The organism is Novosphingobium sp., from assembly GCF_040398825.1.
Taxonomy (GTDB): domain Bacteria; phylum Pseudomonadota; class Alphaproteobacteria; order Sphingomonadales; family Sphingomonadaceae; genus Novosphingobium.
In genome coordinates, this window is sequence record NZ_JBBATI010000019.1 from 1 (window position 1) to 12,116 (window position 12,116).

Consider the following 12,116-nt stretch of genomic DNA (forward strand, 5'->3'; position numbering starts at 1 on the left):
CTGATCCGCACCAGCCGGTGCACGCCGCTTTCGGTCTTGGCATAGCCATAGGCGTTTTCGCCCTTGATCAGCAGCGTACAGCTTTTGATCCCGGCGGCTTCGCCAGCGTGGTAATCGACCATTTCCACCTTGTACCCGTGGCGTTCGCCCCAGCGTGTGTACATCCGCTGCAGCATTTCCGCCCAGTCCTGGCTTTCGGTTCCGCCGGCGCCGGCGTGCACTTCGACAAAGGCGTTGTTGGCATCGGCTTCGCCCGCCAGCAGCGCCTGCACTTTGTCGGCATCAGCGCGCGCGGCCAGCCGGGCCAGCGTTTCCAGCCCCTCGGCGACAATCGCGTCGTCGCCTTCTTCTTCACCCAGTTCGATGAATTCGATCGCGTCGGCCATTTCCTGGCCGATCTGGTTGACCGTGCCGATCGAAGCCTCCAGCCGGCGGCGTTCGCGCATGACCGCCTCGGCCGCCTTGGGATCGTCCCACAGCTTCGGGTCCTCGACCCGGGCGTTAAGCTCGTCCAGCCGGCGCAGCGCGCGATCCCAGTCCAGAAATTTACGGACCAGTGCCAGTGCACGCTGAATGCGGTCGATATGGGCCTGCCCTTCGGCACGCATGATTTCATCCACTCCATCGTGCCAGCGGCGCCCATGCGCCGCCGGACCACCATAAACAATAAGCTGCGCCGCTTAACGAAGCGGCGCAGCTTGTAAAGCCGCTTGTATGTGAAGCTTAGTGTTCTTTGGCCAGCTTTTGCACCAGCGCCAGCGTCTGTTCGACGTGGCTGTGCCAGTCCATGTCGGTATGGGCATAGACGATCTTGCCATCCGGCATGATGACATAGCTGGTGCGGTCAGACAGCCCGGTGTCGGCGCCGTTGTCGATCAGCGGCACGTCATAGGCCTTGATGACCGCGGGGGAGGCCGAAGCGACGGTGAACTTGTCGCGGCAATCGAGCGTCGAAAATTTCTGCAGCGCATCAATGGTGTCGTTCGACATGCCGACCACGGTCGCCCCGGCCTTGGCAAAATCGCCGCTCGCCTCGGCAAAGGCGTGCGCCTCCAGCGTGCAACCCGACGTGAACGCCTTGGGATAGAAATACAGCACCAGCGGGCCCTTTGCCAGCAGCGCCTTTAGCGCCACCGGCAGCGGCTTTCCGGCCAGCGCGCCCTGCGTGGTGAAATCGGGGGCGGTCGTGCCCACCGTCAGCGCGGCATGCGCGGCAAGCGGGGCCAGGACGAGCGAAAGCGCGGCAGCGGCCGCAGCAAGGCGATGGGTGTTCATGCAGTGACGATACCACAGTCCAGCCGGCTCTCAAGCCCCGATCCGGGCTTGCCCGCATGGACAGGAAATCGCGACTGGATCAATAAACCCCGCCCTGTACATCCCCAGTGTCCTCACCATCACCGCCCGCGGCAGCCGCAGCGCCATAGCGCGCCGCATAGGCCTGGCGGATGGCTTCGAGCACCGCTTCGCGCGTGGAAACCTGCAAATCGCGGCTGGTGCGGCGCGGTTCGCTGTCGGGTTTGAACGCCTCCCAGATGATCGCCGCCTTGGGATCGCGATCATCGGGTGTACCTTCGAACACGTGTTTGCCCGATACGCGGTCGATTTTGGCCAGCCGCACGCCTTCGGGCACCACGAACGGCGTGGTGTGCCAGCGGTCGCGCGTGGCAAGCACGAATTGTTTGAACACCGGCGCGGCGATTCGCCCGCCCTGGGCATAGCCGCCCAGGCTGCGCGGCTGATCATAGCCCAGATAGATGCCGGCGATGATCTGGCGGCTGCCGCCGACAAACCACACGTTGGTCGGCCCGGTGGTGGTACCGGTCTTGCCGAACAGCGGCAATTTCAGATCAGCCAGGCTGGCCGCGGTGCCGCGCACCACCACCCCTTCGAGCATGTGCACGACCTGGTACGCGGTGCGCGCATCCAGCGCCTGACGCCCGGTCGGTTTGAACCGGGGCATCGGCTTGCCATCCCATTGCGCCATGTTGCAGGTATCGCACCCGCGTTTGTCGGCGCGCCAGATCACCTTGCCATTGCGGTCCTGCACAAAATCGATCAGCGTCTGGTCATGCAGCCGGCCATGATCGGCCAGCGCGCCATAGGCATTGACCATGCGCGACACCGTGGTGTCGCCCGCGCCCAGCGCCATCGACAGATAGGCAGGATAATCGCCGATCCCGGCACCCTTGATGGTGCGCACGACTTTGTCCATGCCGATGTCGTTGGCGATGCGCACGGTCATCAGGTTGCGCGACTGTTCCAGCCCCCAACGCATGGTGTGGCTGCCGCCGCCGCCTTCATCGCCGAAATTCTTGAAGCATTTCTGCCCCAGCGCCGCGCCCTGATAGACGCAGAACGTGCCATCCAGCACGATCGACGCCGGGGTCATGCCGTTGTCGAGCGCGGTGGCATAGACAAACGGCTTGATCGCCGAACCGGGCTGGCGATTGGCCTGGGTGGCGCGGTTGAACGACCCCAGGCGCGAATCAAACCCGCCCTGCATCGCCAGCACGCGGCCGCTTTCGGGGTCCTGGACCACCATCCCGCCCGATACTTCGGGCACGATGCGCAGCGCCCAATCGCCGCCATTCGGCGCCACCGCCACCACATCACCCGGCCGCACGGCATCGGCCAGCCCCGCGACTTGGCCGGTGCTGCCATCGGCAAAGCCGATCTGCCCGGCGGACCCGGCGCGATCGAGGATCACCCCCACGCGCCAGTCGAGGTATTTGATGGCAATGTTGCTGCCGATCAGTTCACCCTGCCAATGCGCGGGGTCAACCGTGGCGATCGGGCCATGCCAGCCCCGGCCCGAGGCATAGCGCAGCAGCCCGGCGCGCAGGGAATCCTGCGCTGCGGTCTGCAACTTTGCGTCGAGCGAGGTGCGCACCCACAGCCCGCCGGCATAGACACTGTTGGGGCCGGTTTCCGCGTTTTCGCCAAACTGGCCGATCAGCTGCCGGCGCACTTCTTCCAGAAAATAGCCGGCATCGCTGGTGTAATTGTCGGAATGGCGCTGCACCAGGCCCAGCGGCTGGGCCTTTGCCGCGTCGGCATCACCGCGGCTGGCGTAACCGTTCTTGACCATCTGATCGAGCACCCAGTTGCGCCGGATCATCGCCTTGCCCGCCGATTTGGTGCGCCCGTAATCCTCTGGCGCCTTGGGCAGAATGGCCAGAAACGCCGCCTCATGCAGTTTCAGATCGCCCACATCCTTGTCAAAATAGGCGCGCGATGCCGCCTGCACGCCAAAGCTTTGCCGGCCGAGCGCGATTTCGTTCAGATAGAGCTCAAGTATCTGCTGTTTGGTCAGCAGCGATTCGATGCGCAGCGCCAGGATCATTTCCTTGATCTTGCGCCCAAACGAATATTCGTTGCCGATCAACAGGTTCTTTGCCACCTGCTGGGTGATGGTCGATCCGCCGCGCGACCGTGCGCCAGTGCCCAGCTTGGTCACGTAATCAACCGCCGCGCCGGCCAGCCCGGTCACATCGACACCGTGGTGCGAAAAGAACGATTTGTCCTCTGCCGACAGAAACGCGCCGATCAGCGTTGGCGGGAAATCGACAAAGCGCAATTGCACGCGCCGTTCGCGCGCATAGGAGGAGACGATTTCACCATCATTGCCGCGCACCATGGTGGGCAAGGGCGGCTGATAGGTCAGCAATTTGTCGGCGCTGGGCAGGGTGCGCACAAACGCGACCCACACCACCGCATAGGCCAGGCCCAGCCCCAGCACGCCCAACGCCAGCCAGCGGGCCCAGCGCCGCGCGACAATCGCGCGCCAGATGCGCCGCACCCGCCCGGCCGAATCGCGGCGCAGGCGATAGGTTACGGCATCGGGATCACCGGCGGGGGGCGTGGCCTGGGGTGGCAGGTCGTCGGGCGGGGTCGCGTTGGGCATTGTCGGGCGGGCTTTAAAGCACGACGCCGGTTTTGCCAAAGCACGTTTTCAAAGCGCAGCGACCCCGGCACCGTTGGGGCTGGCGTTCTGGCTGGCCAGGAATATCTCGATCGCGCGCGCCACCGCGTGGCCAAATTCGTTGCGCCACGGGCGTGACCGCATGTCGCGCACATCCTGCGGGTTGCTGATATAGCCGGCCTCCAACAACACCGATGGCACATCGAGCGATTCGAGCACGATAAATGCCGCCTGCTGCAACGGGCGATCGCGAAACCGCAGGTGCCCTTCGCCTTCACGCCGGATCAACCCGGCAAAGGCCAGCGAACTGGCGCGCATGCGCTGTTGCGACAGATCGACCAGAAACTGCGAAACGGTATCGCCCTGCCCGTCGAGCGCCACGCCATTGACCGTATCGACGCGGTTTTCCCGCGCGGCCACGGCATCGGCCATTGCGCCCGATCCTTTGTCTGACAGCGTGTAGACCGTGGCACCGGCGGCATCGGGCACATCGGCGGCATCGGCATGGATCGACAGGAACAGATCGGCATGCAAACGGCGCGCAATCCCCGCGCGTTCCTGCAATACCAGAAACCGGTCATCGGCGCGGGTCAGCGCGACGCGCACCCGCCCCTGTTCCAGCAACGCATCGCGCAGCGCCAGCGCCATCGCCAGGGTCAGCGCCTTTTCATGATCGCCGCCCGCACCACTGGCGCCGGGATCATGGCCGCCGTGCCCGGCGTCAATCACCACCAGCGGGCGGCTGGCGTCGGCCGGGCCCTCGATCGGCGGCAGATCGATCGGCCGTTTGCCATCGGGCAGGATCAGCCGCACCACATAGGCTGGCACGCCGCCGCGGCCGGCGCCCGGACGCTGCAACCACGCGACCACCGCCGCAACGACCAGCGCGACCACCAGGACCAGCGCCACCGCCGTGACGCCGGCGCGCACACGCGGCGTGCCGGACCGGCGCGGCAAGGCCAATTTCACCACGCGATACTGCGCCACTTACCGGTATCCTGCGCCATATGCCCTGACCAATGCCGGTTGTCGGCCTTTTGCACCGTGTGCGTGCACCCTTTGCGGCAAGGCTGGCGCGGTTGCAATGTCTTGCGCACAGGCGGTGACTCCATCGCACCGGTTGGCCAACCGCGCGCGCGATTGCGTTATCGGTGGGCTGTTTGCAAAAAAGGCGGAACGGGCAAACCATCGTGACGATTGTTTTAATTGCCGGTTTGCAATTGCAATGCTAGCACGGGTGATACCGGGGAATATTTGTTACGGTCCCCGCCATGCCTTGCCGCAGGATGCGCCCGCCGACACCGTTCGTCGGGATCGCCCGTGCCAACGTCTGGCAAGTGAGGACCGTCGGCAGGACAAACCGGTTGAGAACGCGCGAAACGAGACGGCATGATCCACAGATTCATGGCGCTTTGATTGCGCCAGAGGTTGATGCCGAAATGACGAACCGATTTTCCAACCTGACGAGGAACCCCATGCGGGTCCTTCGCGGTTGCGGCTCAAACGGCCCTGTCCCGTCAGCCCTGTGTGGCTGTTCAGGGCAGAAACGCGCTGTCGCGCAAACCGTCATTCTGGCAGACGCACACAATCCGCCGCCGGCGGGTGACCATTTCGGGCCACGGCCCGGCGGTCGCACCGGCAAATCCGCATTCGTGAACCGCCCCGTCCGCACACAGTCGTGCCGGAGCGGACCTCACGCCATCGCAATGAACCGCGCCCAGTTCCCGGGATACGTCCCGCGGCCGCGCGGCTGGAGAATACTCAATGACAACGCGCATGCTTATCGATGCGCGCCACCAGGAAGAAACCCGGGTGGCGGTGCTCAAAGGCAACCGGATTGAAGAATTCGATTTCGAATCTGCCGATCACAAACAGATCAAGGGTAACATTTACCTTGCCAAGGTAACCCGGGTCGAACCTTCGCTACAGGCGGCATTCGTCGATTTTGGCGGCAATCGTCATGGATTTTTGGCGTTCAGCGAAATCCATCCCGATTACTATCAGATCCCCAAGGAAGACCGCGAAGCGCTGCTGGCCGAAGAGGCCCGTCATGCGGAAGAAGAGGCTGCGCTGCGCGCCGCCGACGATGACGAAGATTACGGTGATGACGGCGATTACGACAACGGCGGCCATTTCGACGATGGCGTGATCGAGGTCGACAGCGCCGGCAAGGACCAGGTTTCCACGATCGAAGGCGGGGTGATCGACAACGATTTCGACCACGACGCCGATGGTGGCAACGGTGATTATGCCGACCGCGATGACCGCGACGGCGATGCCGGCGACAACGGTGAAAACGATAACGGCGAAAACGGTGACGGCGAAAACGGTGGCAACCGTGGCCGTGGCCGCCGCCGCCAGAGCCGCGGGCAGGCCAAGGAGGCCGACGATCTGCGCGCGCGCCGCATGGCGCTGCGCCGCCGTTACAAGATCCAGGACGTCATCCAGCGCCGCCAGGTGCTGCTGGTGCAAGTGGTCAAGGAAGAACGCGGCAACAAGGGCGCGGCGCTGACCACCTATCTCAGCCTGGCCGGCCGCTATTGCGTGCTGATGCCCAATTCCAGCCACGGTGGCGGCATCAGCCGCAAGATCAATTCGGCCAGCGATCGCAAGCGGCTGAAATCGATCATCGCCGAACTGGCGCTGCCCAAGACCATGGGCTGCATCGTGCGCACCGCAGGGCTGCAGCGCACAAAGACCGAGATCAAGCGCGATTTCGATTATCTGGCGCGGCTGTGGGACGAAATCCGCGAAAACACGATGCGGGCGACCGCGCCGGCGCTGATCCATTCGGACAGCGATCTGGTCAAACGTGCGATCCGCGACATCTATAACCGCGACATCGAAGAAGTGCTGGTCGAGGGCGAAGGCGGCTATCGCGCGGCCAAGGATTTCATGAAGCTGCTGATGCCCAGCCACGCGAAGCGGGTGCGGCAATATGCCGATCCGGTGCCGCTGTTCCAGCGGTTTGGCGCCGAAGACCAGCTGACCGCGATGTACGACCCGGTGGTACAGCTGCGCAGCGGCGGATACCTGGTGATCAACCCGACCGAGGCGCTGGTGTCGATCGACATCAACTCCGGCCGGTCGACCAAGGAGCACGGCATCGAGGCGACCGCCGTATCCACCAATCTTGAGGCCGCGCGCGAAATCGCGCGCCAGTTGCGCCTGCGCGACATGGCCGGGCTGGTGGTCATCGACTTTATCGACATGGAATACGGATCGAACGTCCGCAAAGTCGAAAAGGCGATGAAGGACGCGCTGCAGGACGATCGCGCGCGCATCCAGGTCGGGCGCATTTCGGGCTTTGGCCTGATGGAAATGAGCCGGCAGCGGCTGCGTACCGGTGTGCTGGAGGCGACCACCCGCGGCTGTCCGCATTGCGATGGTTCGGGGCTGGTGCGCACCGCATCATCGGCCGGGCTGTCCGCCCTGCGCATGATCGAGGATGAGGCGGCCAAGGGCAAGGGCAACATCATCACGCTCTATGCCAGCCAGGAAGCGGCGATCTATGTGCTGAACGCCAAACGCGCGGATCTGGCCGAAATCGAAATGCGCTATGGCGTGTCGGTCGAGGTCATTCCCGAAGGCGAAAACGAAGGCGCGAAAATGCGCGTCGCTTCACGCGGGCCCCGTCCCGAATTCACCCCGCGCTTTGAACCGATCCCCGAACCGATTGAAGACGACCTGATCGACGAAGAGGACGAGGTCGAAACCGAGGACGAGGACGACAGCGACCGCGACCGTTCCGAATCACGCGAAGCGGGTGATGGCGGCGATGGTGCCAGCCGCCGCAAGCGCCGCCGTCGCCGCCGTGGCCGCAACCGCGATCGCAGCGAAGGCGGCGACAACGACGGCGAAACCGGTGAACGGAGCGGCGACGATCAGGGCGCCGATGACGCCGGCGACGACGACAGCGACGACGACGAAACCGGTGAAGCCGATGGTGCGGCTGATGGTACCGCGAAGGCCGGCAACGACGACGCCGGTGGCGAAGGCCGGCGCAAGCGTCGCCGTCGCAACCGCCGCCGCCGCAACCGCGATGGTTCACCGATGCAGGATGATCAGTCCGCATCGGAAACCGACGGCGATGCGGGCAGTGATGACGGTGACGAGGCGGACGTGGACGCGGGCGAACCGGCCGCAGAGGCCACGCCGGCCGCTGCGCCACCGGTTGCCGATGCTGCCCCGGCCAAGCCGCGGCGTGGCCGCCGGGCCCGGCCATCCGCCGATACCGACGCAGCAGCGCAAGCCCCTGCAGTGGTTGATGCCGGTGATAACGCTGCGGCCGTGCCTGCCGAAGCGGCTGTTGAACTGGCTGACGAAGCTGTGCCTGCCAAGCCCAAGCGCAGCCGCCGCAAAAAGGCCGATGCAGACGCGGAGACCATCGTGGCTGAACCGGCCCCGGTGATCGAACACGCCGCTGAGGATGCCGCCACGGCAGAAACCGGCGATGACACGCCGGCCAAGCCCAAGCGCAGCCGTCGCAAAAAGGCCGACGCCGAAACGACCCCGGTCGCCAGCGTGGCAAAAGCGATCGAAGCCGACGCGGTTTCGGCAGAGCCGGCCGTGCCGGCCGATGATGCCGACAGTGCGGTCGCGGCCGCCGCTGCAACCGACGATGCGCCGGCAGGCAAGCCGCGCAGCGGCTGGTGGCAACGCACGTTTGGCGCATGATCGTGGTGCGCCCTCCCGTTCACCCCGCTGGTGAACGGGAGGGCGCACCCCCGATCCTGCCCTTGCCCGAGCGGGAGCGACCCTGATGGTGATGACCACACCTGACACTTTGGCGCCGGAAGCGTCTGGACCGCGGCACCCCTTGCGGCTGGCGCTGTGGCAACAGCCTGGTCTGTGCGGACAGCCCGATGCGATGCTGGACCGTTTGGCAGCACTGCTGGCCAGTGGCACGCTGGCAGAGGTTGATCTGCTGCTGCTGCCCGAATTGTGGACCAGCGGCTATCTTGACGCCGACGCGGTGACCGCGGCCAGCGAACCCGCCGATGGCCCATGGCAACAGCGGATTGCCGCGCTGGCGCGTGACCATGGCATTGCGATCGCCCATGGCTATCCCGAACTGGCCCAGGGCAAACGGTACAACACCGCGCGGCTGATCGATGCACAGGGCGAAACGCTGTGGTCCTATCGCAAGGTCAACTTGTGGGCGGATTACGAACGCGCGTTGTTCGCCCCCGGTGACAGCCCCAGCGCGATTGCCACGCTGCACGGCTGGCGGATCGGCGCGTCGATCTGTTATGACACCGAATATCCCGAAACCGTGCGCGACCTGGCCTTGCGCGGCGCTGATCTGGTGCTGGCGCCAGCCGCGGTGGGCGCCGAATTTGCCCTGGTGGCAGAGGCAGTAATCCGCGTGCGCGCACTGGAAAACGGCCTCTGGCTGGCCTTTGCCAACCGATCCGGGTCCGAACACGGCTATCCTTTTGATGGGCAGTCGGCGATCGTCGGCCCCGATGGTGTGGTGCGCGCGCGCGCCACCACCGATGAGGCATTGTTGCTGGTCACGCTTGACCACGCCGCCACGCAGGCCGCGCGCGCGACCGGGCCCTATCTGTCCGACATGCGCTGGGCGCCACCGCGTCTGTAATCGACAAGCGGGCGCACGATCAGGCACTTGCCCCATGCGCCCGTTGCGCTAAGGACGATTCGTTCGCGCGCATCGTTGGGCAAACACTGGTGCGCGGCAAATGCCCGCACTGCGGTATTTGCCCGGGCCAGCGCGCCGCATCGCACAAAGGGTTTGGACATGGCGACATTCAGTCTTCCGAAAAATTCCGTGATCTCTGGCAAGGCGCGCCATCACGCCGCGCCGACTCATGGAAAAGTGCGGAAGTTCAAGGTGTATCGCTACGATCCCGACAGCGGCGAAAACCCCCGCTATGACAGTTTCGACATCGATCTGGACCAGTGCGGCCCGATGGTGCTGGACGCGCTGATCAAGATGAAATCCGACCAGGACCCGTCGCTGACATTCCGCCGGTCGTGCCGCGAAGGCATCTGCGGATCGTGCGCGATGAACATCAACGGCCGCAACGGCCTGGCATGCACCACCGCGATCGAGGATCTTCCGGGCGAAATCCGCATCACCCCGCTGCCGCATATGCAGGTGATCAAGGACCTGGTGCCTGACTTCACGCACTTTTATGCGCAATACGCGTCGATCCGCCCGTGGTTGCAAACCGTGTCGCCGACGCCATCGGGCAAGGAGCGGCTGCAAAGCCCCGAACAGCGTGAAAAGCTGGACGGGCTGTACGAATGCATCCTGTGCGCGTGCTGTTCGACCTCGTGCCCCAGCTACTGGTGGAATTCGGACAAGTTCCTCGGCCCGGCGATCCTGTTGCAGGCCTATCGCTGGCTGGCCGACAGCCGCGATGAAATGACCGGCGAACGGCTGGACGAACTGGAAGACCCGTTCCGGCTGTACCGCTGCCACACGATCATGAATTGCGCCAATGTCTGCCCCAAGGGTCTGTCACCGGCGCGCGCGATTGCCGAAATCAAGAAAATGCAGGCCGAACGCGTCATCTGATTGGCGCACTGATCGTTCGGTGGACGCCCCCTCGCCCGGATTCATGTATGAACCAGCGCCGGATCATCCGGGCTGGCACCGGTGGGAATTGAACGACCCGTCGCGGTTCAACAGTGCGGTGATGGGCCGTATGCTGGTCCGCGAAGAGGCGCGCGCCGGGGCCATGCCGATGATGCGGCTGCGCATGTTTCCCGAACGGCGGCACAGCAATCTGCTGGATGCCGTGCACGGCGGGGTGACGCTCGCGCTGATCGACATTTCGCTGTTTTCGGCGCTGCGGCTGATCCTGGGGGCGGATGCCGGGGGATCGGTCACGCTCGATCTGTCGACGCAGTTCATCGGCGCGGGGAAAGTCGATCAGCCGCTCGACGCCGTGACCGAAGTGTTGCGTGAAACGCGCCGGCTGGTGTTCCTGCGCGGCACAATCGAACAGGGTGACCACCTGGTCGCGGCGTTCAACGGCACCGTGCGCAAGCCGTCGGCGCGTTGACGGCACCGGTGATGCGCGTTTCCGATCGCTATGCGCAACTGGTGGCCAGTGGTGAGCTTAAGCCCGATCCCGAACAGGCCACTGCCGCCGCGCGGCTTGACCGCTTGCAGGCAGAGCTGGAACAGCCGGCACCCGCAGCGGGGCTGGTCGGGCGGCTGTTCGGGGCGCGCAAGGCCGTCCCCACCCCACGCGGGGTCTACCTGTGGGGCAGCGTCGGGCGCGGCAAATCCATGCTGATGGATCTGTTCCACGACAACCTGGCGATTGCGGCCAAGCGCCGCGTACACTTTCACGAATTCATGCTGGAGGTGCACGCGCGGCTGCGTGACGAACGCAAAAAGGAGATCGGCGACCCGATCGCGCCGGTCGCTGCCGCCATCGCAGCCGAAGTGCGCGTGCTGGCGTTTGATGAAATGGTCGTCAACAACAGCGCCGACGCCATGATCATGAGCCGGCTGTTTGCCGCGCTGATCGAACGGCATCAGGTGGTGGTGGTGACCACCAGCAACCGGCCGCCCGCAGACTTGTACAAGAACGGCCTGAACCGCGAACATTTTCTGGGCTTTATCGCGCTGATCGAAAACCGGCTGGATGTCCTGCCACTCAACGGACCAACCGATTACCGCATGGATCGCATGCAGGGTGTCGGCACCTGGCACATGCCGGTGGGCGACGCAGCCACCGCCGCGGTGCGCGAAGCGTTCTTCCGGCTGACCGACTTTTCCCCCGAAGACAGCGCCAATGTCCCTTCGGCAGAGCTCGACCTGGGCGGCGGACGGCTGCTGCATGTGCCCAAAAGCCTGAAGGGTGTGGGCGTGTTCAGTTTCAAACGACTGTGCGCAGAGGCGCGTGGCGCGGCCGATTATCTGGCGATTGCGCGCAAATATCACACGGTGATCGTGGTCGCGATCCCCCGGCTCGGGCCTGAACGGCGCAACGAAACGATGCGCTTCATCACGCTGATCGACGCGCTGTACGAACACAAGGTTAAGCTGATCGTGACCGCCGCCGCCGCGCCGGCAGAGCTGTACGACCGCAGCGCCGGCGGCGATGAGGAAGGCCGGTTTGCGTTTGACCGCACGGTCAGCCGGTTGATGGAAATGCAGTCAACCGACTATCTTGCACTGGGACATGGCGAAGACTGAACAGTGCCACGCCAG

The 12,116-nt window shown here is 64.7% G+C and carries 9 protein-coding genes; 5 read left to right on the top strand and 4 right to left on the bottom strand.

What is annotated here, in order from left to right:
• From ABWP89_RS10720 to ABWP89_RS10735, 4 genes are all read right to left on the bottom strand, one after another.
• Positions 1 to 608: PCRF domain-containing protein (locus tag ABWP89_RS10720; protein WP_353229187.1), on the bottom strand; the 608-nt coding region annotated here is incomplete at its 3' end.
• Between the two features lie 115 nt (positions 609 to 723).
• On the bottom strand, positions 724 to 1,275 hold the full coding sequence (locus ABWP89_RS10725) for a peroxiredoxin (protein WP_353229189.1): 552 nt from the start codon (positions 1,273 to 1,275) through the stop codon (positions 724 to 726).
• 79 nt (positions 1,276 to 1,354) lie between these two features.
• Positions 1,355 to 3,904, bottom strand: coding sequence for a penicillin-binding protein 1A (locus tag ABWP89_RS10730; RefSeq protein WP_353229190.1), 2,550 nt, complete (start codon positions 3,902 to 3,904; stop codon positions 1,355 to 1,357).
• A gap of 48 nt (positions 3,905 to 3,952) precedes the next feature.
• Positions 3,953 to 4,909, bottom strand: a complete 957-nt coding sequence (locus ABWP89_RS10735; protein WP_353229191.1) for an N-acetylmuramoyl-L-alanine amidase family protein — start codon at positions 4,907 to 4,909, stop codon at positions 3,953 to 3,955.
• Positions 4,910 to 5,686: 777 nt separating this feature from the next.
• Between ABWP89_RS10735 and ABWP89_RS10740 the strand changes: the two genes are divergently transcribed.
• The 5 genes from ABWP89_RS10740 to zapE all read left to right on the top strand — a co-directional run bounded on the left by ABWP89_RS10740 (position 5,687) and on the right by zapE (position 12,101).
• The gene (locus tag ABWP89_RS10740; RefSeq protein WP_353229193.1) at positions 5,687 to 8,599 is read left to right on the top strand and encodes an Rne/Rng family ribonuclease; all 2,913 of its coding nucleotides are present in this window, start codon (positions 5,687 to 5,689) and stop codon (positions 8,597 to 8,599) included.
• A 91-nt stretch (positions 8,600 to 8,690) separates the two neighbouring features.
• A complete protein-coding gene (locus tag ABWP89_RS10745; RefSeq protein WP_353229194.1) occupies positions 8,691 to 9,524 on the top strand; it encodes a nitrilase-related carbon-nitrogen hydrolase in 834 nt (277 codons plus the stop codon).
• Between the two features lie 159 nt (positions 9,525 to 9,683).
• The gene (locus tag ABWP89_RS10750) at positions 9,684 to 10,466 is read left to right on the top strand and encodes a succinate dehydrogenase iron-sulfur subunit (protein ID WP_353229196.1); all 783 of its coding nucleotides are present in this window, start codon (positions 9,684 to 9,686) and stop codon (positions 10,464 to 10,466) included.
• A gap of 43 nt (positions 10,467 to 10,509) precedes the next feature.
• Positions 10,510 to 10,956 carry a PaaI family thioesterase gene (locus ABWP89_RS10755; protein WP_353229197.1) on the top strand — a complete coding sequence of 149 codons (447 nt, stop codon included), beginning with the start codon at positions 10,510 to 10,512 and terminating at the stop codon, positions 10,954 to 10,956.
• An 11-nt stretch (positions 10,957 to 10,967) separates the two neighbouring features.
• Positions 10,968 to 12,101: a cell division protein ZapE gene (gene zapE, locus ABWP89_RS10760; RefSeq protein ID WP_353229198.1), complete on the top strand. Its 1,134-nt coding sequence runs from the start codon at positions 10,968 to 10,970 to the stop codon at positions 12,099 to 12,101.
• Positions 12,102 to 12,116: the final 15 nt, after the last annotated feature.

Bases quoted from the DNA above. Each gene is read 5' to 3' on its own strand.
- zapE (WP_353229198.1), top strand. From the start codon at position 10,968: ATGCGCGTTTCCGATCGCTATGCGCAACTGGTGGCCAGTGGTGAGCTT.
- ABWP89_RS10755 (WP_353229197.1), top strand. From the start codon at position 10,510: ATGTATGAACCAGCGCCGGATCATCCGGGCTGGCACCGGTGGGAATTG.
- ABWP89_RS10740 (WP_353229193.1), top strand. From the start codon at position 5,687: ATGACAACGCGCATGCTTATCGATGCGCGCCACCAGGAAGAAACCCGG.
- ABWP89_RS10725 (WP_353229189.1), bottom strand. From the start codon at position 1,275: ATGAACACCCATCGCCTTGCTGCGGCCGCTGCCGCGCTTTCGCTCGTC.
- ABWP89_RS10730 (WP_353229190.1), bottom strand. From the start codon at position 3,904: ATGCCCAACGCGACCCCGCCCGACGACCTGCCACCCCAGGCCACGCCC.
- ABWP89_RS10745 (WP_353229194.1), top strand. From the start codon at position 8,691: ATGACCACACCTGACACTTTGGCGCCGGAAGCGTCTGGACCGCGGCAC.
- ABWP89_RS10750 (WP_353229196.1), top strand. From the start codon at position 9,684: ATGGCGACATTCAGTCTTCCGAAAAATTCCGTGATCTCTGGCAAGGCG.